Here is a 26679-nt window from a genome sequence, read left to right on the forward strand (position 1 = left end):
GTTCAGTGGCCCTAAAAAAAGACGAGAGATTTATTAGATCTCTCGTCTCAACCAAGCGTAGGCGCTGTAGGTGAGGCCGTCTAATCGGCCAGGTGCAATTCTATTTTTTGCCGGTGAGGCCACCGAGCACCCCCCCCAGGCCACCGCTGGTGCTGGCCCCGGCACTGGCACTGGCGCCAGCAGATGCGCTGCCGCCCAGGTTCAAGCCGCCGCCGAGCAACCCGCCGCCGCTGGTACCGCCGGTGACCAGGCCACCCACCGACGCCACGGTGCCGCCGACAGCGCTCACGGTGCCGCCCAGGGCGTTGGTGACCGGGTTGGCATTGGCGCCGCTGATTTTGCCGCCCAGGCTGTTGACGGCGCCGCCGACGTTAGTCACCAGTCCATTGACTGGGGCGCCCAGGCCGGTGGCGTTGCCGACGTTTTGGGTCAGGCTGGCGATGCCACTGGTGGCAGGGTTAAGTGCGCTGCCGAGGTTGGTGGTCACCGCCATGATCGGAGCGCCCGCGGCGGTGTTTGGAGTGCCGCTGCCGCCCAGCAAGGTGCCCAGAGATGCCACCGTGCCGCCGGCGCTGGCGCCGGTGACGCCAGCAGCGCTCACCACGCCATTGGTATTGCCGGCGTTGAGGCCGTTGCCGGCGCCGGCGATGACACCACCGATCAGTTCCGGCAGACCGAGTTTGATGCCACTGCCACTGCCACTGCCACTGCCGCTACCGCCGCCGTTGCCGGTGCCGGTGGCTGGGTCGACATAGCCGCTTGCGGTGCCGACCACGGTGCCGACGCCATTGAGCAGGTTACCCACGGCGCCGGTCACAGGGTTACCGGTGCCGCCAGCGCCGGCGACTTTATCGCCGAGGCCATCGACGGTGCTGCCGACTTTATCCAGCAGGCCGCCGACCGGGCTGTCCAGGCCCGTTGCGTTGCCAACTTTGCCGGTGGTTTTTTCCACCAGCGAGACGACCGGCACCAGCACTCGGGCGCCCACGGCATTGGTCACATTGCCCAGCGGGCCGGTGGTGCTGGCGGTGCTCAGGGTATCGCCGAGCATGGTCACCACGTTGCCGACTTTGTCGACCGCGCCGCCCACCACTGGCGCAGTTGCGCTGACCACGGGCACTTTACCCAGCAGCGTGCGCACGTTAGCGCCGGTGGTGCTGACGCCATCGCCCAGATCGGAAACACCTTGGCCTACGCCGTCGAGGGTGTTGCCCAGTGCATTGCTGTCAGTGCCCAACGAGCCGAGCCCATCCGACAGGCCGTTGCCGATGCTGCCGACCGCAGTGCCGGTGGCCACCACCAGACCTTGGGTGGTCGCGCCAACAATCGGCAAGCTGCCGAGGGTGGTGCCGAGACTGCTGACGGTGCCGCCCACGCCGGTCACGGTGTTGCCCAGCGTGTCGACGACGGTCGCGGTGACCAGTGGCGTGGTGGTGCCGCCACCAGTGCCGCCACCAGTACCTCCACCAGTGCCTCCACCGGTGCCGCCACCAGTACCTCCACCGGTGCCACCACCAGTACCGCCACCGGTACCTCCACCAGTGCCGCCACCGGTACCTCCGCCAGTACCTCCACCGGTTCCGGCAGTATCCGAAGAGGAGGAGCCGCTACTGTGATGCCCGCCACCACCGCTGCTGCAGCCACCGAGTGTCATTGCTATTGCCAGGGCCAACGCGGTACTTGCTTTCCAAAACACTACTTGAGTTTTCATGATTGAATTCCTTGCACCCGTACAACCTTAGTTGTCTTCAAACGCTCGTTATTTCTTGGGATAGCGATGCGTTTGTCCGTAGGTCTATAACAGACCCGGGTGCGTGTTCCCTCAAGGCTCAACTTGGTATTAACGATTTATATAGAGGGCGTGAAGTGTGTGCTTAATGACTAGTCGTAAGGGTATAAGGGGAGGGCGTATCAAGATGTATATGTCTATTGAATCAGTCGCTTAGATAAACAAATAGCGGACTTTTTCAAGTCCGCTATTACTTATGGCGTATATATACAATTAAGCAGGTTTTGTTATGCGATTGGCCGCCACTTCCCCACCATATGTTCAATATCCCCCGCGCCCTTCAACAGTAATTCGCCACTGGAACCGGCGGTGCTGCTGTGCAACGTCACTTCGCTGGGCAGGCGCACCGGTTTTTTGAATACCACTTCGATTTCTACATTGGCAGCGGGCAGGTGCTCACCGAGTGCGGCCAGTGTGCGGGCCTTGTTCCACAGTCCGTGGGCGATGGCCTGGGGGAAGCCAAACAACTTGGCGGTCGGGGCACTCAGGTGAATCGGGTTGTAGTCGCCGGAGACCCTCGCATAGCGACGGCCGATATCCGAAGGGGCCTTCCAGTGGGTCAGTTCGCTGATGTGTACAGGTGTGGGCTGGGTGTCATCGGCAGCTTCGCCTTCGAGTTTTACGCCTCGGCAGAGCATTCGGCTCTCGGCTTCCCACAGCACTCCGAGAGAATCTTCGACGGTGGTTACCACCTCAAAGGTTGCGCCCTTGGCGTGAGGTTGGAGGTTTTGCGCGTGCACGCTTATGAAGAGTTCGTTTACCCCGCCCAATGGGCGATGGATTCGAATGCAATTGCTCAGGTGGATCAACCCCAGCAACGGGAAGGGAAATGCCTTGGCCGTGAGCAACTGCATTTGCAATCCAAACGCCAGGATGTGTGGGTAGGTCGCCGGTAGGATCGGGCTGTCGGCAAAACCGCAGACCTTGCGATACGCCGCGACGTCCTTGGGGTTGACGCTGACCCGGCAGCGCAGCCCCTGTTCAGGCAGTGTGCTGCCGGTAATCTTGCGCTTGAGCGCCGCTCGCCAATACAACGGCGGCAGAAACGGGGTATTGCCTAAGGTCTGCCATTCCATGCTCACGCTCCCAATAGACTTTGCCCGCACACCCGCAATGCTTGCCCGCTGATCGCGCCGGAACCGGGCTGGCCCAGCCAGGCCACAGCTTCGGCGACGTCCTGCGGCAAACCGCCTTGGCCCAGGGAGCTCATGCGGCGCCCGGCTTCACGCAGGGCGAACGGGATGTGTGCGGTCATCTGGGTTTCGATAAAGCCTGGCGCTACAGCATTGATGCTGATCCCGCGCTCCTTGAGCAACGGCGCCCACGCCTGCACCAGGCCGATCAAACCCGCCTTACTCGCGGCATAGTTGGTTTGCCCACGGTTACCGGCGATGCCGCTGATGGACGCCAGCACCACCACGCGGGCGTTGTCGTGCAGGCTGCCGCTGTCGAGCAGCGCTTTGGTCAATACCTGCGGTGCATTGAGATTGACCGCGAGCACCGCATCCCAATATTCCGGGGTCATGTTGGCAAGGGTTTTGTCACGGGTGATACCGGCGTTATGCACCAGAATATCCAGGCCATCGGGCAGGTGTTCGATCAACTGGCTGGCGGCGTCTTCGGCGCAGATATCCAGCACCACCGTGCGAGCACCCAGGCGCGCCGCCAGGGCTTCGAGGTCGGCCTTGGCCTGGGGGACGTCAAGGAGAATGACCTCAGCGCCGTCGCGGGTCAGGGTTTCAGCGATAGACGCACCGATGCCACGCGCCGCACCCGTGACCAGCGCCTTGCGCCCGGCCAGTGGGCGGGTCCAGTCCTCAACGGGCGTGGCGCAAGCCTCCAGGCGAATCACCTGGCCGGAAATGTAGGCGCTTTTCGGTGAGAGGAAGAAACGCAGCGCGCCTTCCAGTTGGTCTTCGGCACCCTCGCCGACGTAGAGCAATTGCAGCACACCGCCGTTGCGCAGTTCCTTGGCCAAGGAGCGGCTGAACCCTTCCAAGGCCCGCTGGGCGCTGGCGGCAAACGGGTCGCTGAGACTTTCCGGGGCGCGGCCGAGGATCACCAGGTGGGCGCTGTTATCGAGGTTTTTCAGCAGGGGCTGGAAGAACTCGCGCAGTTGCTTGAGCTGGTCGGTGTGTTGCAGCTCGCTGGCATCGAACACCACGGCCTTGACCTTGGGGCCGTGCCCGGGAATCCACGTCGATGACTCGGCGCCGTAGGTATAAATCGCGTCGGTGAGTTTGTTGGCAAATGCCTGCACCTTGCTTGTCAGGGCTCCACCGCCCAGCAGCAGTGCACCGTCTACCGGGCGTAGGCGTCCGGCTTGCCAGCGTTCCAGGCGTACCGGTGACGGCAGGCCAAGGGCGGCGACCAGGCGATGGCCGAGGCTTGAGTTGGCGAAGTCGATATAACGGTCAGACATGGAACGCTCTCCGAAGGCTGGGGTTCAAAGGGTTGACCATCCCAGGGTAGCAGTCGTTCGACTAGGCTCAGTGATCAAGCCCATAACAGACAGAGGGAGCTTTCCATGACTCAATTGCGCCGTGTAGCGATCATTGGCGGTAACCGCATTCCTTTCGCCCGTTCCAATGGCCCCTACGCCACGGCGAGCAACCAGGCGATGCTGACCGCAGCCTTGGAAGGCTTGATCGAACGCTACAACCTGCACGGCCTGCGCATGGGCGAGGTGGCCGCCGGCGCGGTGCTCAAGCATTCGCGCGACTTCAACCTGACCCGCGAATGCGTGCTGGGCTCGCGCCTGTCACCGCAGACCCCAGCCTATGACATCCAGCAGGCCTGCGGCACCGGGCTGGAGGCGGCATTGCTGGTGGCCAACAAGATTGCCTTGGGCCAGATCGAATGCGGCATCGCCGGCGGGGTGGACACCACGTCAGACGCGCCGATTGGGGTGAATGAAGGGCTGCGCAAGATCCTGCTGCAAGCCAACCGCAGCAAATCCATGGCGGATAAATTAAAAGTCCTGTTACAACTTCGTCCCCATCACCTTAAGCCAGAACTGCCGCGCAATGGCGAGCCGCGTACCGGTTTGTCCATGGGCCAGCACTGTGAGTTGATGGCGCAGACCTGGCAGATCACCCGGGCCGAGCAAGACCAGCTTGCGCTGGAGAGCCACCAGAAAATGGCGGCCGCCTATGCCGAAGGCTGGCACAACGATCTGCTCACCCCGTTTCTGGGCCTGACCCGCGACAACAACCTGCGTCCCGACCTGACCCTGGAAAAACTCGCCGCCCTCAAGCCCGCCTTCGATCGCAGCGAAAAGGGCACGCTCACCGCCGGCAACTCCACACCGCTCACCGATGGTGCATCTCTTGTGCTGCTGGGCAGTGAGGCTTGGGCGAAGGAGCGGGGGCTGCCGATCCTGGCGTATCTGCGCGATGGCGAAGCGGCGGCGGTGGATTTCGTCAACGGCGCCGAAGGCCTGTTGATGGCTCCGGTGTATGCGGTGCCGCGTCTGTTGGCGAGGAATGGCCTGACGCTGCAGGACTTTGATTACTACGAGATCCACGAAGCATTCGCGGCCCAGGTGTTGTGCACGCTAAAAGCCTGGGAAGATGCGGATTACTGCAAGACCCGCCTGGGGCTGGACGCGCCGTTGGGCGCCATCGACCGCAGCCGGTTGAATGTGAAGGGCAGCTCCCTGGCCGCCGGGCACCCATTTGCCGCCACCGGCGGGCGTATCGTCGCCAACCTGGCTAAGTTGCTGGATGCGGCGGGCAAGGGCCGAGGGCTGATTTCGATCTGCGCGGCGGGCGGTCAAGGGGTGACGGCGATCATTGAGCGTTGATTGCAGCCGAAACTGGCATATAGGATGCATTCTTGAGTGGTCAAAGATCGGTAGCCCCTCCCACCGGCGAGCCGATTGCCGTATAACGAGTGCCATACGCGTATTTGGTAATAAAGGACCCACAATAAAAGCTGATGAAGACTCCTAAACGCATTGAACCCCTGATCGAAGACGGTCTGGTCGACGAAGTGCTGCGCCCTCTCATGAGTGGTAAAGAAGCAGCTGTTTATGTGGTGCGCTGCGGCAACGAATTGCGTTGCGCCAAGGTTTACAAGGAGGCGAACAAACGAAGTTTTCGTCAGGCATCCGAATACCAGGAAGGCCGTAAGGTCCGAAACAGCCGTCAGGCCCGGGCCATGGCCAAGGGCTCCAAGTTCGGTAAGAAAGAAACCGAAGATGCCTGGCAGAACGCTGAAGTGGCGGCATTGTTCCGCCTGGCCGGTGCGGGCGTTCGCGTGCCCAAGCCCTACGACTTCCTCGAAGGCGTGCTGTTGATGGAGCTGGTGGCCGACGAGTACGGCGATGCGGCGCCACGTCTGAATGACGTGACACTGGAGCCGGACCAGGCGCGCGAATACCACGCCTTCCTGATTTCCCAGATCGTGCTGATGCTGTGTACCGGCCTGGTGCACGGTGACTTGTCCGAGTTCAACGTACTGCTTACCCCCACGGGCCCGGTGATTATTGACCTGCCCCAGGCGGTGGATGCGGCGGGCAACAACCACGCGTTCAATATGCTGGAACGGGATGTGGGCAACATGGCCTCCTACTTCGGGCGTTTTGCCCCGGAGTTGAAGAAGACCAAGTACGCCAAGGAAATGTGGGCGCTGTACGAAGCCGGTACCTTGCACCCGGCCAGCGTCTTGACCGGCGAGTTCGACGAGCCGGAAGAGTTGGCGGATGTGGGCGGTGTGATTCGCGAGATCGAAGCGGCGCGGCTGGATGAAGAGCGCAAGCAAGCGATTCGGGCGGCAGATGATGCTCCGCCGAGCAAAGCGTCCGAAGAACCGCCACCGCCGCCTTGGATGCAATGATCTTCGGGTAAATGAAGATCAAAATGTGGGAGGGGGCTTGCTCCCGATAGCGGTGTGTCAGTTACAGATATTGAGACTGACACACCGCCATCGGGAGCAAGCCCCCTCCCACATTGGTTTTGTAGTTAGTCAGTTAGAGCCTCACGCGCAGCAGCTTCCCGACGCCAACTCCTTGAGAATCGGACAATCCGGCCGATGATCGCCCTGGCAGTGCTCCACCAGATCTTGCAACGTATCCCGCAACTGCCCCAGCTCCAGAATCTTCTGGTTCAACGCCTCGATATGCTGGCGCGCCAAGGCTTTCACGTCGGCGCTGGCCCGTTGGCGGTCCTGCCACAGGGTCAGCAGCTTGCCGACCTCTTCCAATGAAAACCCCAGATCCCGCGAGCGTTTGATAAACGCCAATGTGTGCAAGTCGTCCGGGCCATACACACGGTAGCCACTGTCGGTGCGGTGGGCGGCTTTGAGCAGGCCGATGGATTCGTAGTAGCGAATCATCTTGGCGCTCAGCCCGCTTTGGCGTGCGGCTTGGCCGATGTTCATGGGCGTTGATCCTCTAGGTCAGTGGGTTTCCAGGTTTTCAACAACAGTGCATTGCTCACCACGCTGACGCTGGACAAGGCCATAGCCGCGCCCGCCAGCACCGGGTTGAGCAGGCCGAACGCGGCCAGGGGAATACCGATCAAGTTATACACAAACGCCCAGAACAGGTTCTGGCGGATTTTTGCGTAGGTCTTGCGGCTGATCTCCAGAGCGGCCGGCACCAGGCGTGGGTCGCCGCGCATCAGGGTGATACCGGCAGCATGCATGGCCACGTCGGTGCCGCCACCCATGGCGATGCCGATATCGGCCGCCGCCAGGGCCGGGGCGTCGTTGATGCCGTCGCCGACCATCGCCACCACGCCGGTTTTTTTCAGCTCGGCGACGGTGGCGGCTTTATCGGCAGGCAGGACTTCAGCGTGGACATCGTCGATACCCAGTGCGTGCGCCACCACGCGGGCACTGCCGCGGTTGTCGCCGGTGAGCAAGTGGCTGCTGATGTGTTGGGCCTTGAGTTGCTCAACGGCTTCCAGCGCACCGGGTTTGAGGGTGTCGCCAAAGGCGAACAACCCGAGTACGCGCGGTTGTGGACCCTGTTCGATCAGCCAGGACAGGGTGCGGCCTTCGGACTCCCAGTCGCTGGCGACACCTGCCAAGTCACCCGCGCTCAAGCCGATTTCTTCCAGCAGACGGCGATTGCCCAGTGCCAGTGGCCGACCGTCGAGGGTGCCGGCAATGCCGCGCCCGGTGAGGGATTGGCTGGCGCTCACATCCGCCACCTTCAGCCCTTGTTCGCTGCAGGCATCCAACACGGCTTTTGCCAGGGGGTGTTCGCTGCCACGTTGCAGCGCGCCGGCCTGTTGCAGCAGCAGGGCTTGATTGCCATCCACCGCGACCAAGTGGGCGATTTTTGGCGTGCCGGAGGTGAGGGTGCCCGTCTTGTCGAAGACCACGGCGCTCACTGCGTGGGCGCGCTCCAGCGCTTCGGCGTCCTTGATCAGGATGCCGTAGCGGGCGGCGACACCGGTGCCGGCCATGATTGCAGTCGGCGTGGCCAGGCCAAGGGCGCAAGGGCAGGCGATCACCAGCACGGCCACGGCGTTGATAATCGCGGTCTCCAGCGACGCGCCGTACAGCCACCATCCCACCAGCGTGAGCACCGCCAGTACCAGCACGGTCGGGACGAAAACCTGGCTGACTTTATCCACCAGTTTCTGAATCGGCGCCTTGGCGGCCTGGGCATCTTCCACCAGGCGGATGATGCGTGCCAGGACACTTTCGGCACCAAGGGCGGTGGTGCGCACCAGCAGACGACCTTCGCCGTTGATGGCACCGCCGGTGACTTTATCGCCGGGTTGTTTCGGCACCGGCAGGCTTTCACCGCTGATCAACGCCTCGTCGGCATGGCTTTGGCCTTCGGTCACTTCACCGTCCACCGGGAAACGCTCGCCGGGTTTGACCAACACCAGGTCATCGAGCTTCAACGCGCTGATGGCGACGTCTTCTTCACGGCCATCCTGCACACGCAGTGCACGTTCAGGGCGCAGGGCTTCCAGCGCACGGATGGCGCTGGCAGTCTTGCGTTTAGCACGGCTTTCCAGGTATTTGCCCAGCAATACCAAGGCAATTACCACCGCTGAAGCTTCGAAGTACAGGTGCGGCGCCATACCCGCATGTGCGGTGAGCCATTCATAAATGCTCAGGCCGTAACCGGCGCTGGTGCCGATGGCGACCAGCAGGTCCATATTACCGGCGCCGGCGCGTACGGCTTTCCAGGCGGCTATGTAGAAGCGCGCACCGAAAATGAATTGCACGGGCGTGGCGAGGGCGAACTGCACCCAGGGCGGGAGCATCCAGTGCAGGCCAAAGGGCTCCACCAGCATCGGCAGCACCAACGGCAATGCCAGCGCAATGGCCAGCAGCAGCGACCAACGCTCGCGGTGCACGCGCTGGGCTTGATCGGTATCGGTGGCGATTTCGCTTTGAGGCAGGCTGGCGCTGTAACCGGCCTTGTCGACCGCCGCAATCAGCACGGCGGGGTCCATTTGGCCCTGCACTTCGACGTGGGCGCGCTCGTTGGCCAGGTTGACACTGACGCTTTGCACCCCCGGCACCTTGCCCAGCGCACGCTCGACACGCCCGGCACAGCTGGCGCAGGTCATGCCGCTGATGGGCAGATCAAAGGTGGTGGATCCATTCATGGGGCATTCCTCCAGAAGAAGTTGCCCCTAGCATCAACCTTGACCTGTGGGTAAGGTCAAGCGCCTTCAGTAATCCAATGCAGCCGCTTTGAGGTACATGCCATCCGGGCCCTGGGCGATCCGTAACTTGCGTACGTCACCGGCCTTGAGCGTGATGTTTTGCGCGGGCGGGGCGAGCAGGCCAGGCAGGCAGCCCGCAGCTTGGCCCGGCAGCAGCTTCAGGCGCAGTGACACATCGCCGGCGGGCAGGTTGAACGAGGTGGACTGTTCCTGGAACAGGCGCCCGGCCAACTGGTCCTGGATGTACAGGCCGATCTCGCAATTGGTCGGTACTTCCAGGCGCTCGCGGGAAATGATCAGCACGGCATAGTCTTGATCGGCACTGGCCATGGGCGCAGCGGCAGACAAACTCATCAAGCCGGCAAGGGCAAAATACGACCAGCGCATGGCGAATGCTCCGTGGTGTGAATCAAAGATGGTCAAGCTTGGCCGACAGTGCCGCCGAATACCAGCCCGGCCGATTTTTTCAGAACTTGACCTTGCCATTGTGGCAAGGTCGAGACTGGGTTCAACCTCATCAAAGGAGTTATGTCATGCAAGTATTCAGTGTTGAAGGAATGACCTGCGGCCATTGCGTCCGGGCGGTGACCCAGGCGGTACAGAGTAAGGATTCAAGCGCCAGTGTGAAGGTCGACCTGGCCGCCAAGGAAGTGGGCGTGGAAAGCCGCTTGTCTGCCGAAGAGGTAATCAGCTTGATCACCGAGGAAGGCTACAGCGCCAAGCTCGCCTGATTTTAATAGTTAGCGAGCTATCGTTATGTTCAAGGCATCCAGGCCCGGCTAGACTGTCGGGCTGCCGACTCTCTTGGGTGCCTGATGAACCTTCGCATAATCCTGATTCTGGGTGCCTTGAGCGCCTTTGCGCCGCTGGCGATCGATTTCTACCTGCCGGGCTTCCCGGCGATGGCCACTGCGTTTGCCACCGATGAAAAACACATCCAGCTGACCCTGGCGGTGTATTTCGCCGGTCTGGCCATTGGCCAATTGATCTATGGCCCGCTGGCGGACCGTTTTGGTCGGCGCGGGCCGCTGCTCAGCGGCGTGACTCTATTTACCCTGGCGTCCTTCGCCTGCGCCTACGCGCCCTCCCTCGATTGGCTGATTGGCGCACGCTTCGTGCAGGCCTTGGGTGGCTGCGCGGGCATGGTGATTTCCCGCGCGGTGGTCAGCGACAAATGCGATGCCGTGGGCTCGGCCAAGGTGTTTTCCCAGTTGATGCTGGTGACCGGCCTGGCGCCGATTCTTGCGCCGCTGGCCGGCGGGGTGATGGTCGGGTTGTGGGGCTGGCAGTCGATTTTCCTGGCATTGACGATCTTCAGTGTGATGGCCGCTATCGCCGTGGCATTCGGCTTGCCTGAAACCTTTCCGGCCCATCAGCCACGCCAGCCGTTGTCGGGCTCGTTGCGCCGCTATTTTGGGCTGTTGTCCGACCGGGTTTACCTCGGTTACGCCCTTACCGGCGCGCTGTCGATTGCCGGGATGTTTGCCTACATCGCGGGTTCACCGTTCGTGTTTATCAAACTGTATGGCGTGCCCGCTGAGCATTACGGCTGGGTATTCGGCTCCAACGCCGCTGGCTTCATCCTGGTGGCGCAGCTCAACGCTCGCTTGCTGGCCAAGCGTGGCCCGGCGTTTTTGCTGTCGCGTTCGGTGTGGGTGTATCTGCTGGCGGGTCTGACGCTGCTGGGCATCACGGCGTTGCGCACCGATGCGCTATGGCCATTGCTGGTGCCGCTGTTTATCTGCATCGCCAGTCTGGGCTGCATTTTGCCCAACACCTCGGCGTGTGCCATGAGCGGGCAGGGTGCTCGGGCAGGCAGTGCGTCGGCATTGCTCGGCTGCATCCAGTTCGGTGTGGCGGCGGGGGCGGCGTCGCTGGTGGGGGTGTTGCACGATGGCACGGCCATGCCAATGGCGATGGTCATCAGCCTGTGCGGTGTATTGGCGGTGACGGTGGCCGTGTCGACCCAACGCCTGCAACGGGCCAGAGCCTTGCAGGCGCAGGGCTGAGAGGCGGGTCAGCCAGCGGCGGAGTGTTGCTGGCTGATTGGAAAACGGTGGGGCGCCTTGATACGCGCTTGCAGGGTATCGGCAAAGGCGCGCGCCTCGGCTTCAGTGTGGAAAGTAATGGCTTTCTGGTCCAGACGGACCTCCCACTGGGATTTTGCTAACGCTTTTATCAGGATCTTCATTGCTGACTTCCTCACGTAAAAGAATCGTGGCAAAGGCGGCCAATATAAACCCCGGATACGCTCACAAATATGACAAAGATCAACTCTCTGACTAGCGGTGTCGTCCATTACTCACACGAATAACGGACAACACTGACAGCCGTTGTTTTAGAACCCTTCCAGCACGATCTTGCCCTTGGCCTTGCCGCTTTCCAGCAGTGCATGGGCCCGGCGCAGATTCGCTGCATTGATCACGCCGAAGTGCTCGCCCACCGTGGTTTTCAAGGTGCCGGCGTCGATCAGCTCGGCCACGCGATTGAGTAGGTTGTGCTGCTCAATCATGTCCGGCGTCTCGAACATCGAGCGCGTGTACATAAACTCCCAATGCAGCGACAGGCTCTTGCGCTTGAGTTTGCTCACGTCCAACGCCTTGGGGTCGTCGATCAGTGCCAGCTTGCCTTGGGGTTGCAGCGCTTCGACCAACTGGTCCAGGTGATGCTCGGTTTGGGTCAGGCTGGCGACGTGGGTGACCTGCGGGTGGCCGGCTTGTTTCAACGCTTCACTCAGCGGTTGGCTGTGGTCGATCACCAGGTCGGCGCCGAGGGCCTTGGTCCATTCCTGGGTTTCCGGGCGCGAGGCGGTGCCGATTACTTTCAATCCGGTGAGCTGGCTGGCCAGTTGGGTCAGGATCGAACCCACGCCACCTGCGGCACCAACGATAAGCAGGCTCTGGCCTTCGTCCTCTTTACCTTCACGCACCTGCAGGCGCTCGAACAGCAGTTCCCAGGCGGTGATGGCGGTCAGCGGCAGCGCGGCGGCTTCGGCAAAGCTCAGGCTCTTGGGCATATGGCCGACGATACGCTCGTCCACAGTGTGCAGTTCACTGTTGCCACCTGGGCGTACCAAGGAGCCGGCGTAGAACACTTTGTCGCCGACCTTGAACAGGCTCACGTCACTGCCGACCGCCTTGACCACACCGGCGACGTCCCAGCCCAGCACTTTGGCGGCGCCGTTTTCCGGGGCGACGTTCTGGCGCACCTTGGTGTCCACCGGGTTCACCGAGATGGCTTTGACTTCCACCAGCAGGTCGCGGGGGCCGGCGACGGGCGCCGGCAATTCGATGTCTTGCAGGGATTTTTCATCGGTGATTTGCAGTGATGCGTAGTAGGCAATGGCTTTCATGAGGGCTCCGGAAAAAGGCGGTGATCAGGCGAGAAACTTCAGGCGCTTGAGTTCGAAGTGTTCGAGTACATCAGCGGCCTTGGCGCGAAAACTTTGGATATGTGCGCTTTGGTCATGGTCGGCCAGTGCGGCGTCATCGCTCCAGCGTTCGAGCATGTAGAAAGTCTCGGGGTGTTGCAGGTCTTGGTGCAGGTCGTATTGCTCGCAACCGGCTTCAAGGCGGGTAGGTTCCAGCAGGCCGCGCAGCAGGGTTTCCAGGGTGGCCTGTTGGCCAGGTTTGGCGATCAGCGTGGCGATGACGTTAAAAGCTGTGGGCATATTCAATTCCAGACACGTAATGAACGGGATGGACAGATGATTGGTCATTTCCCCTGAAGATAAAAGCGGCTAAAACAGCACTCTGTTTCAATAATATTTTGATAATGGGTGGGTGGATGCTGCGTTTTGATGATTTGCAGTTGTTTGTGCGCGCTGCGGACTTGGGGAGTTTGTCGGCGGCGGCGCGGGTGATGGACCTGTCGCCTGCCGTGGCCAGCGCGGCGCTCAAGCGTATCGAGCAACAATTGGGCGCCCGCTTGCTGGCCCGTTCCACCCGCAGCCTGCGCCTGACTGCCGAAGGTGAGGGCTTTCTGGAATACGCCCGCGCCTCGTTGAGCTCCCTTGATGAAGGGCGACGTCTTTTGGCCAGCGGTCAGGACCATGTCAGCGGTGTGCTGCAACTGTCGGCGCCCTCGGATTTCGGCCGCAACCAACTGCTGCCGTGGCTGGACGAGTTCCAGCGTGAGTATCCGCAGCTCGCCGTACGCCTGCTGTTGGGTGACCGGATTGCCGACCTGTTCCGCCAGCCGGTGGACATTGCCCTGCGTTATGGTGAGCCCGAGGACTCCAGCCTGATTGCACTGCCCGTCGCGCCGCGCAACGTTCGTGTGCTGTGCGCAGCCCCCAGTTACCTCGCACGCCACGGTGAGCCGCGACACTTGGAGCAATTGGCCCAGCACAATTGCTTGCTGTATATGCTCGGCACCCGAGTGCATGACCACTGGACGTTTCACGACGGCAAGCGCGAAGTCAGCCTGACGGTCAGCGGCGACCGCTTCAGCGACGATGCCGATGTGGTGCGCCGCTGGGCCGTGGCGGGTATGGGCATTGCCTATAAATCCTGGCTGGATGTGAGCACCGACGTGCTGGCTGGACGACTGCGCCTGATCCTGCCGGAACTGCGCGGCGAGCGCACGCCGCTCAATCTGCTGTGTGCCCATCGCGCGCAGTTGAGCAAACCCATCAACCTGCTGCGGGAAATGCTCGTAGCTCGCTGTGCGACATTGACGGCTCAATTGTCGGAGCGATTGGACCTCGTGTAATAGCCTCCGTAACGCAAGGAAATTTCACTCAAAACCCGTCCCTACTCTGGCTGTCAGACGCCACGGAACCCGCCCTTGGCGCACTTATACTCTGGCGCCTACCGCATCAGAAAAGTAATTCGACAGGGAGTGAATCGATGGAAGAAGCACCATGCATTAGTCAGATTGCCAGCTTGCTTGCTGAGCCAAAACGCACAGCCATGCTGTGGTCCTTGATGGACGGCTCGGCGAAGTCGTCGAAGGAACTGGCGGCACTTACCGGTCTACCGTCGGCCTCGGCCAATGCACATCTGGCGCGGCTGACCAGTAGCGGCTTGCTGCGAACCGAAGCGCGGTATGGCAAGCGACTGTTTCGCTTGGCAGACGGCGATGTCAGCGCCGCCATCCATGCCTTGGCCAGTACTACCCTGGCCAGTGCCACACGCAGTGCGCCGGGTGTTTCAACGCAGGTCTTGGTTGCGCCGCCGTCATTACGCCGTGCTCGGCTGTGTCATGGTCATCTTGGTGGCGAGCTGGCGGCGCAGTTGTATGAACGAATGATGGCGGCGAGGTGGATCGAGCGCCATGAGCAACGGCTCGCCGTCACATTCAAGGGCGCGCAGCAAATGGCGGGCCTGGGTATTTTTACCCAAGCATTGGCAATGCCGCTGCTGTGCGATTGTTTTGACTGGAGCCAGCAGCAACCACACCTCGGGGGCGCGCTGGGTGCTGGGTTGTTTCAGTTGTTCCTGCAATCGAATTGGATCAGCCTGGTCAACGAGTCCCAGGCTGTGGTGGTCAACGACGTCGGGCTGGAAGAGATCGCCCGATTGGCCGCGCTGTAGGAGCAGGCGCCGTGGTCACAGGCGCTCACTCCAACATTCGCTCACGTCAGGGCTTTACGAGTCGCGCATCCAGGCTGTTCTGCGCCAGGCGTTTGGCCTGGTCCTGGGTCATGCCCAAGGAGGTGTACAGCGCGTGGAAGTTCTCGGTGACATAACCGCCGAAGTAGGCCGGGTCATCGGAGTTCACGGTCACTTTCACGCCACGCTCAAGCATGTCGAGGATGTTGTGCTGGGCCATGTCGTCGAACACGCAGAGCTTGGTGTTGGACAGCGGGCACACGGTGAGTGGGATCTGCTCGTCGATGATGCGCTGCATCAGGCGTTCGTCTTCGATGGCGCGCACGCCATGGTCGATTCGCTGGATTTTCAGCAGGTCGATGGCTTCCCAGATGTACTCCGGTGGGCCTTCTTCGCCGGCGTGGGCAACGGTGAGGAAGCCTTCATGGCGGGCACGGTCGAACACGCGCTGGAACTTGCTCGGCGGGTGACCCATTTCGGAGCTGTCCAGGCCCACGGCCACGAACGCATCACGGAACGGCAGCGCCTGGTCGAGGGTTTTTTGTGCTTCGTCTTCGCTCAGGTGACGCAGGAAGCTGAGGATCAGCCCGCTGGTGATGCCCAGTTGCTGCTCGCCATCTTTGAGTGCTGCGGCGATACCGTTGAGCACGACTTCGAACGGCACGCCACGGTCGGTGTGGGTTTGCGGGTCGAAGAAGGGTTCGGTGTGGATCACGTTCTGCTCTTTGCAGCGCAGCAGGTAGGCCCAGGTCAGGTCGTAGAAGTCCTGAGACGTGCGCAGCACATCGGCGCCCTTGTAATACAGGTCCAGAAACTCTTGCAGGTTGTTGAACGCGTAGGCCTTGCGCAAGGTTTCGACGTCGTTCCACGGCAGCGCAATCTTGTTGCGCTCGGCCAGGGCGAACAGCAGCTCAGGCTCCAGCGAGCCCTCCAGGTGCAGGTGCAGTTCAGCCTTGGGCAGGGCGTTGAGCCAATCGTACATGTCTAAATTCTCATCAGGTGCAATGGCGGCATTCTACAGGGCATAGCCGAAATAATCGGTAAAACCTGACCGGCAGGAGAGTATTCGTTTTATTCGCGCAAGAGGGTTGTGAACTAAGGTGTAACGAAACGTTAGCAGCGTGGCGCAGTCTGTACCCCATCAATGACTGATTTGCTGTACGAAAAAGGCCTCGAATGCTCACCTCCCTCAAGCAAGAAAAATTCATGCTACTGGCGCTGATTGCCGCCATCGCCGCCTACCCGCTGGAGCACTGGATGCTGCACAGCGGGCAAATAGTCGCGCTGTTGGCAGGCGTGGCGCTGATTGGTTTTATCGTAGTGGCGTCGATGCGCGTGGCCCACCACGCCGAGCAACTGGCGGAGAAAGTTGGCGACCCCTACGGCACCATGATCCTTACCCTGGCCGCCGTGCTGGTGGAAGTGGTGATCCTGGCGATCATGATGAGTAATGAGCCATCGCCCACCCTGGTGCGTGACACTATTTATTCGGCAGTGATGCTGGATATCAACGGCATTCTCGGCCTGGCCGCCTTGATGGGCGGCATCAAGCACGGCGAGCAGTCCTACAACGACGACTCGGCGCGCACCTACAGCGTGATGATCCTCACCGCCATGGGCGTGTCGATGGTGGTGCCGGAATTCATCCCCGAAGCTGACTGGAAAATTTACTCGGCCTTCACCATTGGCGCGATGGTGGTGCTCTACACCTTGTTCCTGCGCATGCAGGTGGGGCCGCACAGTTATTTCTTCAGCTACAGCTATCCGGAAAAACGCCGCAAAAAACTGCCGGAAGAGGAGCAAACGCCGCCTGTGAACCTGGTGTTCTCCATCGGCACGTTGGTGTTTGGCGTGATTGTGATTGGCGCGTTGGCCGAGGTGATGTCCAAGACCCTCGACCTGGGTCTGGAAGGCACGGGCGCACCGCCGGTGATTACGGCGATTGTGGTTGCAGCCATTTCGGCGGCGCCGGAAATTCTCACGGCCTTGCGCGCCGCATTGGCCAACCGCATGCAGTCGGTGGTGAATATTGCACTGGGAGCGTCGTTGTCGACGGTGATTTTGACGGTGCCGGTGATGGAGGCCATGGCGCTCTACACTGGCCAGCCTTTCCAGATGGCGATGACGCCGGTGCAAACGGTGATGGTGTTTATCACGCTGATTGTCAGTGCGATCAACCTCAACGATGGCGAAACCAACGCTATCGAAGGGATGACCCATTTTGTGCTGTTTGCGACATTCATCATGTTGTCGCTGCTGGGATTGTAAGAACACAGCAGATAAAAAGCGGGAGGGGCGGTGCGACGAATCGACGTTCCCCTCCCGCATGTTGAACGGTGTTTACTTAAGTCCCTGCGATCAATCGTCGCGCCGCCTGGCTGTGATCGGCGATCAAACGTTTCAGATCCAGGCCCTCGACCTGCCCGTCTATCACTCGCCATTTGCCCGCGACCATCACCCGATCCGCACGATCCGCACCACACAACAGCAGCGCCGAAATCGGATCATGGCTACCGGAGAACCGCAGCTCATCAAGTTTGAACAGCGCCAGATCCGCCTGTTTACCCACGGCCAATTCACCGATATCCGTACGCCCCAGCAACTGCGCCGAACCTTTGGTGGCCCAGCCGAGCACGCCTTCGGGGGTGATCTTTTCTGCGCCATAACGTAGACGCTGGATGTACAGGGCCTGTCGTGCTTCGAGAATCATGTTCGATGCATCATTGGAGGCGGAACCGTCCACGCCCAGGCCGATGGGCGCGCCCGCGGCTAGCAAGTCGAGGGTAGGGCAGATGCCGGACGCCAGGCGCATATTTGAGCTTGGGCAGTGGCAGATACCGGTACCGGCGGCGCCAAGGCGGGCGATCTCATCAGGGTTGAAGTGAATGCCATGTGCCAGCCAAGTGCGTGGGCCGAGCCAGCCCACGCTGTCGAGGTAATCCACGGTTCTCAGGCCGAAGCGTTGCAGGCAAAAATCTTCTTCGTCGAGGGTTTCCGCCAGATGGGTGTGCAGGCGCACGTCTAGGCTGTTGGCCAGTTCGGCGCTGGCACGCATGATTTCCGGTGTGACGGAGAACGGCGAGCAAGGCGCCAAGGCAATCTGGATCTGTGCGCCGTCGCCGCGTTGGTGGTATTCGCGGATCAGGCGCTGGCTGTCGTCGAGGATGACCTGCCCTTGTTGCACGGTCTGTTGCGGCGGGAGGCCACCGTCGGCTTCGCCCAGGCTCATGGAGCCCCGGGTAAGCATGGCGCGCATGCCCAATTCGCGCACCGTATCAACTTGCACGTCGATGGCATTTTCCAGGCCGTCGGGGAATAGGTAGTGGTGGTCGGCGGCGGTGGTGCAGCCCGAGAGTAGCAATTCGGCCAAGGCGACTTTGGTGGCCAGAGCAAGTTTCTCGGGCGTCAGACGCGCCCACACCGGGTACAGGGTTTTCAGCCAGGGGAACAACGGCTGATTGACCACCGGCGCCCAGGCACGGGTGAGGGTTTGGTAAAAATGATGGTGGGTGTTGATCAGGCCGGGCAGGATCACGTGTTCGCGTGCGTCGAACACCTGTCCACAAGGCACAGCGGGCTCTTTTCCCCAGCCCAGCACTTCGGTGATCACACCGTCCTGCTGCACCAGGCCGCCACGGGCATCAAGGCCATTGGCAGTGAAAATCGCGAGGGGGTTTTTTAACCAGATACGGGTCGCAGGCATTGGCCGGCTCCTCTGAATGATGGGTTCAGGTTTGCCAGCTCAGTGTTGCCCTGTCTGCTGATCCAGGGTCGCCGGTTGGGGCGAGGGCGCAGTCTACGCGCGCAGCGTTATCGACGGCAATCAGTCGATAACGCTGCCCGTCGCTTACCAGGCGATGGTGTCGCCTTTGTAGTCCACGAAGTGGTGACCACCTTTGCCGGTGTAGGCATTTACCTGATCCACCAGGCCGCGCACGCTGGTGTCGACATCGATGTGCGCGTTTTCGCCGCCCATGTCGGTCTTCACCCAGCCCGGATGCAGTGACAGAACAGTGAGTGTGTGGTCGCCCAGTTGAGTGATGAAGCTGTTGGTCATGGAGTTCAGCGCGGCCTTGCTGGCCTTGTACAGCGCCAGGTCTGAGCCGTCGGGGATCGTTACGCTGCCCAATACCGAACTCATGAATGCGAGCACGCCGCTGTCTTTGCGGATCTGCCCGACAAAGCGCTGCGCCAGGTTGATCGGCGCCACGGCATTAGTGAAAAACAACTGGCCGACTTCCGCGAGAGTGGCGTGACCGGGCTCCTGGTTGGCCGGACCCTTGACGCCGGCGTTGACGAACAGCAGGTCGAAGGTGTGCTCTTTGAGGCGCTGGGCCAGGGCGATCACGGCTTGCTGATCGTCCATGTCCAGTTTTTCGATCTGCACCGGACCCACCGCTTTAAGGGCATCAGCCTTGCTCGGATCACGCACGGTGGCGGTCACGTCCCAGCCGTCCTGGAGCAATTGCTTGACCAGGCCAAGGCCCAGCCCGCGCGAGGCGCCGATGATCAGTGCGGTTTTTGGCGTAGACATGAAAAGCTTCCTTTAGAGTCGCGGTTCAGGGGGATTCAGCAAATAACAGTAACAGTTTCAGCGTTGCAGCAGGATACGCCCACGGCTCAGGTCGGCGAGCAAGGCTTGGAGCGTGTCGATGTGCGCCTCACCCAGTGCCAGTTGCAACTCCACACCGTTGGCGGTGAAGTTTTCTTCCACCACTAGGCCGCCAAGTTCAGCAACGCGCAGCTTCACCAAGTTCAGCTCGGAGAATCCGCAGGCGCAACTCAGTGGTACGCGGCTGATCAGTTCGAGACGCTCGGCATTCTGCAGGCATTTGTTCGCTCCGCCGCCATAGGCACGGGCGAGGCCACCGGTGCCCAATTGGATGCCGCCGTACCAGCGAATCACCAATACCGCGACTTGATCAAAACCCTGGGCTTCGATGGCTGCGAGAATCGGCCGCCCGGCAGTGCCACCGGGTTCGCCGTCGTCACTGCTGCGGTATTGGTCGGCCAGCTTCCAGGCCCAGCAGTTGTGCGTGGCGTTCAGGTCGCTGTGTTGCTCGAAAAAAGCCTGAGCGTCCTGCGGGCTGGTGATCGGGGCGGCGAGGGTGATGAAGCGGCTTTTGCGTATTTCTTCACGAAACTCGCAAAGGCCGGTGAGCGTGAAAGGCATAATTGACTTCGTCTAGAGGCTCGGCTTGATGCCGCAGCCTTTGAGAATGATGTGGATCAGGTTGGTGCCGGCATCTTCCATATCTTGCTTGGTCAGCTTGGTGCGACCGGTGACGCGGCAGATCTGGGTGGCGAAGTCTGCGTAGTGCTGGGTGCTGCCCCACAGCAGGAAGATCAGGTGCACGGGGTCGATGGGGTCCATCTTGCCGGCGTCGATCCAGGCTTGGAACACTGCCGCCCGGCCACTGAACCACGTGCGGTAATCCTGGCTGAAATATTCGGTGAGGCATTCGCCGCCGCTGATGATCTCCATGGCGAAGATCCGCGAGGCCTGGGGTTGGCGTCGCGAAAACTCCATCTTGGTGCGGATGTAGCGGGAGAGGGCCACGGCAGGGTCGTCCTCGGCGGTCAGCGTGTTGAAGGTGCTGTCCCACAGTTCGAGGATATTGCTGAGCACGGCGATATACAGGCCCAGCTTGTTCGTGAAGTAGTAGTGCAAGTTGGCCTTCGGCAATCCGGCGCTGGCAGCAATAGTGTTCATGCTGGTGCCCTTGTAGCCATGGCGCGCGAATTCATCTTCAGCAGCCTGGAGAATCGCTTGTTCGTTCTTTTGCCGAATGCGGCTGGCGGGCTTACCGGCGTGGTTGCTGTGGGCAGGAACTTCGAGGCTCATGGAGATTACCGTGCTGATCGATAGAGACGACGTGTGCACAGATAACCCACCCTCAAGCCTCAGACAAGTCCCGATGCAATAAAACCCTTAAAGCGGTTCCAAGGTGTCGCTTTCCGGCGCTTGGTTTGCGGCAGTTTCGATCGCCTTGGATTCCGGCAGTAGCAGACACAGTACGATGGCGGTCAGCCCGCCGCTGGTGATGGCGGAGTCGAACAAGTTCTGCACCAGGGTTGGCATCAGGTGAAGCAGATTGGGTTGGGCGGCGATGCCCAGGCCGACGCCAAACGACGTGGCGATGATCAGCATGCTGCGTCGGTCCAGCGGCGCTTGGGCGAGGATGCGCACGCCAGCGGCGGCCACACTGCCGAACATCACCAGGGTCGCGCCGCCCAATACGGGTTTGGGGATTTGCTGCAGCACCGCACCAATCAACGGAAACAAACCGAGGCAAAACAGCACCACGCCTATATATAAGCCAACGTAACGGCTGGCCACGCCAGTGAGTTGGATCACGCCGTTGTTCTGAGCAAAGGTGGTGTTGGGGAAAGCACTGAAAGTGGCCGCGATCATGCAACTCACGCCATCACCCAGTACGCCTCCCTTGAGTCGGCTTATATAAGAAGGGCCGCTGATGGGCTGGCGGGCGATCATGCAGTTGGCGGTGAGGTCGCCGACGGTCTCGATGCTGCTGATCAGGTAAATCAGCGCGATCGGTAGGAAAGCGCTCCAGTCGAAGTTGAACCCAAAGCGAAACGGAATCGGCAGGCTCACCAGAGGTAAGTCAGGCAGGGCTTGGGGCACGAGTTTGCCGCTGAACCACGCAGCCAGGCTGCCAAGGGCCAGACCGATAATGATCGCCGAGAGCCGCACCCAGGGCGTGTTGGAACGGTTGAGCAGAATGATCGTCAGCACCACGAACAGGCCCAATGCAAGATTGGTGGGCGCGCCGAAGTCAGGGGCGTTGAAGCCACCGCCGAGGTCGGTAATGCCGACTTTGATCAGGCTGATGCCGATTAGCGTGATGACAATCCCTGTCACCAAAGGCGTGATGACTCGGCGCAGTTGGCCGATAAAGCGGCTCAGCACGATCTGCACCGCCGCGCCGAAAAAGCACACGCCGAAGATCATCGCCATGATGTCTTCCGGGCTGCCGCCGCGTTGTTTCACCAGGAAGCCTGCCGACAGTACCGCGCCGAGAAAGGCAAAGCTGGTGCCTTGCAGGCAAATCATACCGGCGCCTATCCCAAATGGCCTACGCGCCTGGATGAATGTGCCGACACCGGACACCATCAACGCCATGCTGATCAGATAGGGCAAATGGGCGGTCAGGCCCAGAGTGGAGGCGATGATCAGTGGCGGAGTGATGATGCCGACAAAAGCGGCCAGCACGTGCTGCAGTGCGGCCAGAAATGCCGGGACGGGTTTGGGGCGGTCGTTGAGGCCGTAGATCAGGTCGCTGGGGGTGGAGGATTCTGGTGGCATGGCGGGTTAACTCAAGGCGGATGGTCAAGTTCCATCTGTTCTTGCAAAAAGCTGTCCAGTTGCTCAGCTTTTAGAGTAAAGCCTGAGCTAGCGCGTTGTGGCCAGGCTGTCGAGGAAGCTTTCCAGCACCAAATGAGGGCGACGGCCCTTGCGTGTGACCGATGCGAGGCTTAAATCGTAAAAACGCGTAGCCGATTTCAGCGCACGCAGTCGGCCTTGTTGTACCCAGAGGCTGGCGTAGTGGTCGGGCAGGTAGCCGATGTAGCGGCCGGTCAGGATCAGGAACGCCATGCCTTCGCGGTCCGAGGCGCTGGCGGTGCAGTTGAGCGCTTGGTAATGGGCCTGGATTTCGGCAGGCAAACGGAATGTCGGAGCGATGGCGTCCTGGCTGTCGATGCGCTCGTCGCCCAACTGCTTGTCTTCGGCGTAAAACAACGGATGGCCGACTGCGCAATAGAGCAGCGAGCGTTCGCTGTACAGCGGTTGGTACTCCAATCCCGAAAGGGCGCTGGCCTGGGGCACTACGCCCACATGTAAACGACCATCGAGTACGCCTTGTTCGACTTCATTGGGGGCGATCATGCGGATTTGGATCTGCACGTCTGGGCCGCGCTCCTTTAATTGGGCCAAGGCGTGAGTGATGCGCATGTGGGGCAGGGTGACGAGGTTGTCGGTGAGGCCAATGATCAACTCGCCGCGCAAATGCTGGTGCAGACCGTTGACCTCGGTGCGAAAACTTTCCAGTGCACTTAATAGTTGCAGGGCTGACTGATAGACCTCGCGGCCTTCTTCGGTCAGTGAGAACCCTGCGCGGCCACGTTGGCAGAGGCGCAATCCGAGACGCTGCTCAAGGTCGCTCATTTGCTGACTGATGGCCGAGCGCCCGATGCCGAGCACGGTTTCCGCTGCCGAGAAGCCGCCGCATTCCACCACACTCCGGAAGATGCGCAGCAGGCGAATATCAAAGTCGCTCACTTGGGCGAGGGGATCGGGTCGACGGCTGTTCATAGTTTAGTGAAGGCCTGACTGAAGGTTAGAAGAGTTGAATTTCACCGACTTTATCGCCGTGGCAATTTAGCTGCAACAACGCGTTTTAATCCCGACGCGGCCTTTTGCCCTGCGAGGTTTTGCTGATGAACATGCCTGAAAACGCCCCATCGTCCCTGGCCAGCCAACTGAAGTTGGACGCGCACTGGATGCCCTACACGGCCAACCGCAACTTCCAGCGTGACCCGCGCCTGATCGTGGCCGCCGAAGGTAGCTGGTTGACCGATGACAAGGGCCGCAAGGTGTACGACTCGTTGTCTGGCCTGTGGACGTGCGGCGCCGGGCACACACGCAAGGAAATCCAGGAAGCGGTGGCCAAACAATTGGGTACGTTGGATTACTCCCCGGGCTTCCAGTACGGTCATCCGTTGTCCTTCCAGCTGGCGGAAAAGATTACCGACCTAACCCCAGGCAACCTTAATCATGTGTTCTTCACTGACTCCGGCTCCGAGTGTGCCGATACTGCGGTGAAGATGGTGCGTGCCTACTGGCGCCTGAAGGGCCAAGCCACCAAGACCAAGATGATCGGCCGCGCCCGTGGCTATCACGGTGTGAACATCGCGGGCACGAGCCTGGGCGGGGTGAACGGCAACCGTAAGATGTTTGGCCAGGCGATGATGGACGTTGACCATTTGCCGCACACCTTGCTGGCAAGCAATGCCTTCTCCCGCGGCATGCCTGAGCTGGGCGGCATCGCATTGGCCGATGAGTTGCTCAAGCTGATCGAGCTGCATGACGCTTCCAATATCGCGGCAGTGTTTGTCGAACCGATGGCTGGTTCCGCTGGCGTGTTGGTGCCGCCGCAGGGTTATCTCAAGCGCCTGCGAGAGATTTGTGACCAGCACAACATCCTGCTGGTGTTTGACGAAGTGATTACCGGTTTTGGTCGTACCGGCTCGATGTTCGGCGCCGACAGCTTCGGCGTGACTCCGGATCTGATGTGCATCGCCAAGCAAGTCACCAATGGCGCGATCCCCATGGGCGCGGTGATTGCCAGCAGCGAGATTTATCAGACCTTTATGAACCAGGCGACGCCTGAGTACGCGGTGGAATTTCCACACGGCTACACGTACTCGGCGCACCCCGTTGCTTGCGCGGCTGGCCTGGCGGCACTCGACCTGTTGCAGAAGGAAAACCTGGTGCAGAGCGTAGCCGAAGTCGCTCCGCACTTTGAGAATGCGCTGCACGGCTTGAAGGGCAGCAAGAACGTGATCGACATTCGCAACTACGGCTTGGCCGGTGCGATCCAGATTGCCCCGCGTGACGGTGATGCCATCGTGCGTCCATTCGAGGCAGGCATGGCTTTGTGGAAGGCGGGTTTCTACGTGCGCTTTGGCGGCGACACCCTGCAGTTCGGGCCAACCTTCAACAGCAAGCCGCAGGATCTGGATCGCCTGTTTGATGCGGTCGGCGAAGTGCTGAACAAGATCGACTGATTTCTCTTTCTATATAGAACAACTTTTCAGGAGCCCTGCATGAGCCTTATCCAGCATTTGATCAACGGTGAGTTGGTCAACGACAGTGGTCGCAGTGCCGACGTATATAACCCGTCCACCGGCCAGGTGATTCACCAAGTTCCGCTGGCCAGCCGTGAAACCATTCAACAGGCGATCGACTCGGCCAAGGCCGCATTCCCGGCGTGGCGTAATACCCCGCCGGCCAAGCGTGCCCAGGTGATGTTTCGTTTCAAGCAGTTGCTGGAACAGAACGAAGCGCGAATCTCGCAGTTGATCAGCGAGGAGCATGGCAAGACCCTGGAGGACGCGGCGGGTGAGTTGAAGCGTGGCATCGAGAACGTTGAGTACGCATGCTCGGCGCCGGAGATTCTGAAGGGCGAGTACAGCCGCAACGTTGGGCCGAACATTGATGCTTGGTCGGACTTTCAGCCGTTGGGCGTGGTAGCGGGTATTACGCCGTTCAACTTCCCGGCGATGGTGCCGCTGTGGATGTATCCGCTGGCAATCGTGTGCGGTAACTGCTTCATCCTGAAGCCTTCGGAGCGTGATCCGAGTTCGACGCTGCTGATTGCGCAACTGTTGCAGGAAGCCGGTCTGCCTAAAGGCGTGCTGAGTGTGGTGCACGGTGATAAGGGCGCGGTTGACGCATTGATTGAGGCGCCGGAAGTCAAAGCGCTGAGTTTTGTGGGGTCGACGCCGATTGCTGAGTACATCTATTCCGAAGCGACCAAGCGCGGCAAGCGCGTGCAGGCGCTGGGCGGGGCGAAGAACCACGCCGTACTGATGCCAGATGCGGACTTGGATAATGCGGTCAGTGCGCTGATGGGCGCGGCGTATGGCTCCTGCGGGGAGCGCTGCATGGCCATCTCCGTGGCCGTCTGCGTAGGTGACCAGGTAGCTGATGCGTTGATCGCCAAGCTGGTGCCGCAGATTAAGGCGCTGAAGATAGGTGCGGGCACGACGTGCGGGCTGGATATGGGGCCGCTGGTAACCGGTCAGGCGCGGGATAAGGTCAGCGGCTACATAGAAGACGGTGTTGCTTCGGGTGCAGAGTTGGTGGTCGATGGCCGTGGGCTAAGTATTACCGGGAATGAAGATGGCTTCTTCCTCGGTGGCAGCCTGTTTGACCGTGTGACGCCTGAGATGCGCATCTATAAGGAGGAGATCTTCGGTCCGGTGTTGTGCGTGGTCCGGGTGAGCAGCCTGGAGGCGGCGATGCAATTGATCAACGACCATGAGTATGGGAACGGTACGTGCATCTTCACCCGTGATGGTGAGGCGGCCCGTCTGTTCTGCGATGAGATTGAAGTGGGTATGGTTGGGGTGAACGTTCCACTGCCGGTTCCGGTGGCTTATCACAGCTTTGGTGGCTGGAAACGATCGCTGTTTGGTGACTTACATGCGTACGGTCCGGATGGCGTGCGTTTTTACACCCGGCGCAAGGCGATTACCCAGCGTTGGCCTCAGCGGGCCAGTCATGAGGCGTCGCAGTTTGCTTTCCCTAGTCTGTAAGGCTCTATGAGCAGAAAGCCGGCCCTTTTGGGCCGGCTTTTTCGTTTCTAGGGCTTTTTTTGAGTTATATGGCAAAAATATGAAAAAGAAGGTTGACCACAGATTCTAGGAGCCTATAATTCGCCCCACTTCCGGCGCAGTCGAAACGGAAAACTCCTTGGTAAACAATGAGTTACGCAGTTTCCGGCAGTAAGTTGCTTCAGTTCATCGAAGCCAGAAGGAAGTTGAAAAAGAGGTGTTGACAGCAGCGTGTAACGCTGTAGAATTCGCCTCCCGCTGATGAGAGATCAGAAGCGCAAGTGGTTGAAGTTGTTGAAGAAATCTTCGAAAGCTTCTGAAAATAATCACTTGA

General features: G+C 60.5%; 25 protein-coding genes. 9 read left to right on the plus strand and 16 right to left on the minus strand.

Features of this window, described 5'->3' with window-relative positions:
* Positions 1–100 precede the first annotated feature (100 nt).
* The 3 genes from CKW32_RS27610 to CKW32_RS27620 all read right to left on the minus strand — a co-directional run bounded on the left by CKW32_RS27610 (position 101) and on the right by CKW32_RS27620 (position 4211).
* Positions 101–1711 (minus strand): collagen-like triple helix repeat-containing protein, encoded by a 1611-nt coding sequence (locus CKW32_RS27610; protein ID WP_095186497.1) that lies wholly within the window; start codon positions 1709–1711, stop codon positions 101–103.
* Between the two features lie 305 nt (positions 1712–2016).
* Positions 2017–2865, minus strand: a complete 849-nt coding sequence (locus CKW32_RS27615; RefSeq protein WP_032887122.1) for a MaoC family dehydratase — start codon at positions 2863–2865, stop codon at positions 2017–2019.
* 2 nt (positions 2866–2867) lie between these two features.
* On the minus strand, positions 2868–4211 hold the full coding sequence (locus CKW32_RS27620) for a 3-oxoacyl-ACP reductase (RefSeq protein ID WP_095186498.1): 1344 nt from the start codon (positions 4209–4211) through the stop codon (positions 2868–2870).
* Between the two features lie 105 nt (positions 4212–4316).
* On the opposite strand from CKW32_RS27620, the gene CKW32_RS27625 reads away from it, so the two are divergent.
* Positions 4317–5594 (plus strand): acetyl-CoA C-acetyltransferase, encoded by a 1278-nt coding sequence (locus CKW32_RS27625; protein ID WP_095186499.1) that lies wholly within the window; start codon positions 4317–4319, stop codon positions 5592–5594.
* Positions 5595–5728: 134 nt separating this feature from the next.
* Positions 5729–6628, plus strand: a complete 900-nt coding sequence (locus CKW32_RS27630) for a PA4780 family RIO1-like protein kinase (RefSeq protein ID WP_032887119.1) — start codon at positions 5729–5731, stop codon at positions 6626–6628.
* 141 nt (positions 6629–6769) lie between these two features.
* On the opposite strand, the gene cueR is transcribed toward CKW32_RS27630, so the two are convergent.
* The 3 genes from cueR to CKW32_RS27645 all read right to left on the minus strand — a co-directional run bounded on the left by cueR (position 6770) and on the right by CKW32_RS27645 (position 9816).
* A complete protein-coding gene (cueR, locus tag CKW32_RS27635) occupies positions 6770–7171 on the minus strand; it encodes a Cu(I)-responsive transcriptional regulator (RefSeq protein ID WP_032887118.1) in 402 nt (133 codons plus the stop codon).
* Positions 7168–9369 (minus strand): cation-translocating P-type ATPase, encoded by a 2202-nt coding sequence (locus CKW32_RS27640; RefSeq protein ID WP_095186500.1) that lies wholly within the window; start codon positions 9367–9369, stop codon positions 7168–7170. Before CKW32_RS27640 ends, cueR begins: the two co-directional genes overlap by 4 nt.
* Positions 9370–9435: 66 nt before the next feature.
* Positions 9436–9816, minus strand: coding sequence for a hypothetical protein (locus CKW32_RS27645; RefSeq protein ID WP_095186501.1), 381 nt, complete (start codon positions 9814–9816; stop codon positions 9436–9438).
* A 146-nt stretch (positions 9817–9962) separates the two neighbouring features.
* On the opposite strand from CKW32_RS27645, the gene CKW32_RS27650 reads away from it, so the two are divergent.
* The gene (locus tag CKW32_RS27650) at positions 9963–10160 is read left to right on the plus strand and encodes a heavy-metal-associated domain-containing protein (RefSeq protein WP_032887113.1); all 198 of its coding nucleotides are present in this window, start codon (positions 9963–9965) and stop codon (positions 10158–10160) included.
* An 84-nt stretch (positions 10161–10244) separates the two neighbouring features.
* Complete coding sequence (locus CKW32_RS27655; RefSeq protein ID WP_032887112.1) at positions 10245–11438, plus strand: multidrug effflux MFS transporter; 1194 nt, start codon at positions 10245–10247, stop codon at positions 11436–11438.
* An 8-nt stretch (positions 11439–11446) separates the two neighbouring features.
* Here the strand turns inward: CKW32_RS27655 and CKW32_RS28385 are convergent, their stop codons facing one another.
* From CKW32_RS28385 to CKW32_RS27665, 3 genes are all read right to left on the minus strand, one after another.
* Positions 11447–11620, minus strand: coding sequence for a hypothetical protein (locus tag CKW32_RS28385; RefSeq protein ID WP_163033283.1), 174 nt, complete (start codon positions 11618–11620; stop codon positions 11447–11449).
* Positions 11621–11767: 147 nt separating this feature from the next.
* Complete coding sequence (locus CKW32_RS27660) at positions 11768–12781, minus strand: zinc-binding alcohol dehydrogenase family protein (RefSeq protein WP_095186502.1); 1014 nt, start codon at positions 12779–12781, stop codon at positions 11768–11770.
* A 24-nt stretch (positions 12782–12805) separates the two neighbouring features.
* On the minus strand, positions 12806–13099 hold the full coding sequence (locus CKW32_RS27665) for a putative quinol monooxygenase (protein WP_032887109.1): 294 nt from the start codon (positions 13097–13099) through the stop codon (positions 12806–12808).
* A gap of 116 nt (positions 13100–13215) precedes the next feature.
* On the opposite strand from CKW32_RS27665, the gene CKW32_RS27670 reads away from it, so the two are divergent.
* Positions 13216–14142, plus strand: coding sequence for a LysR family transcriptional regulator (locus tag CKW32_RS27670; protein WP_032887108.1), 927 nt, complete (start codon positions 13216–13218; stop codon positions 14140–14142).
* 137 nt (positions 14143–14279) lie between these two features.
* The gene (locus tag CKW32_RS27675) at positions 14280–14966 is read left to right on the plus strand and encodes a helix-turn-helix transcriptional regulator (RefSeq protein ID WP_032887106.1); all 687 of its coding nucleotides are present in this window, start codon (positions 14280–14282) and stop codon (positions 14964–14966) included.
* Positions 14967–15012: 46 nt separating this feature from the next.
* Here CKW32_RS27675 and CKW32_RS27680 read toward each other — a convergent pair whose 3' ends face one another.
* Positions 15013–15966 carry an adenosine deaminase gene (locus tag CKW32_RS27680; protein WP_032887105.1) on the minus strand — a complete coding sequence of 318 codons (954 nt, stop codon included), beginning with the start codon at positions 15964–15966 and terminating at the stop codon, positions 15013–15015.
* Positions 15967–16160: 194 nt separating this feature from the next.
* On the opposite strand from CKW32_RS27680, the gene CKW32_RS27685 reads away from it, so the two are divergent.
* A complete protein-coding gene (locus CKW32_RS27685; protein ID WP_032887104.1) occupies positions 16161–17252 on the plus strand; it encodes a calcium:proton antiporter in 1092 nt (363 codons plus the stop codon).
* A gap of 76 nt (positions 17253–17328) precedes the next feature.
* Here the strand turns inward: CKW32_RS27685 and CKW32_RS27690 are convergent, their stop codons facing one another.
* The 6 genes from CKW32_RS27690 to CKW32_RS27715 all read right to left on the minus strand — a co-directional run bounded on the left by CKW32_RS27690 (position 17329) and on the right by CKW32_RS27715 (position 23319).
* The gene (locus tag CKW32_RS27690) at positions 17329–18687 is read right to left on the minus strand and encodes an 8-oxoguanine deaminase (RefSeq protein WP_032887103.1); all 1359 of its coding nucleotides are present in this window, start codon (positions 18685–18687) and stop codon (positions 17329–17331) included.
* Positions 18688–18831: 144 nt separating this feature from the next.
* Positions 18832–19518, minus strand: a complete 687-nt coding sequence (locus CKW32_RS27695; RefSeq protein WP_095186503.1) for an SDR family oxidoreductase — start codon at positions 19516–19518, stop codon at positions 18832–18834.
* 57 nt (positions 19519–19575) lie between these two features.
* A complete protein-coding gene (locus tag CKW32_RS27700) occupies positions 19576–20157 on the minus strand; it encodes a YigZ family protein (protein WP_095186504.1) in 582 nt (193 codons plus the stop codon).
* A gap of 12 nt (positions 20158–20169) precedes the next feature.
* Positions 20170–20829, minus strand: a complete 660-nt coding sequence (locus CKW32_RS27705) for a TetR/AcrR family transcriptional regulator (protein WP_032887099.1) — start codon at positions 20827–20829, stop codon at positions 20170–20172.
* 87 nt (positions 20830–20916) lie between these two features.
* Positions 20917–22311 (minus strand): uracil-xanthine permease family protein, encoded by a 1395-nt coding sequence (locus CKW32_RS27710; protein ID WP_095186505.1) that lies wholly within the window; start codon positions 22309–22311, stop codon positions 20917–20919.
* Between the two features lie 87 nt (positions 22312–22398).
* Positions 22399–23319, minus strand: a complete 921-nt coding sequence (locus tag CKW32_RS27715; RefSeq protein WP_095186506.1) for a LysR family transcriptional regulator — start codon at positions 23317–23319, stop codon at positions 22399–22401.
* A gap of 125 nt (positions 23320–23444) precedes the next feature.
* Between CKW32_RS27715 and CKW32_RS27720 the strand changes: the two genes are divergently transcribed.
* Both CKW32_RS27720 and CKW32_RS27725 read left to right on the plus strand, forming a co-directional pair.
* Positions 23445–24794, plus strand: coding sequence for an aspartate aminotransferase family protein (locus tag CKW32_RS27720; protein WP_032887096.1), 1350 nt, complete (start codon positions 23445–23447; stop codon positions 24792–24794).
* A 39-nt stretch (positions 24795–24833) separates the two neighbouring features.
* A complete protein-coding gene (locus CKW32_RS27725; protein ID WP_032887095.1) occupies positions 24834–26327 on the plus strand; it encodes a CoA-acylating methylmalonate-semialdehyde dehydrogenase in 1494 nt (497 codons plus the stop codon).
* The last annotated feature ends 352 nt before the right edge of the window (positions 26328–26679 follow it).

Origin of the sequence: Pseudomonas sp. Irchel 3H9, from assembly GCF_900187495.1 — a bacterium.
Taxonomy (GTDB): domain Bacteria; phylum Pseudomonadota; class Gammaproteobacteria; order Pseudomonadales; family Pseudomonadaceae; genus Aquipseudomonas; species Aquipseudomonas sivasensis.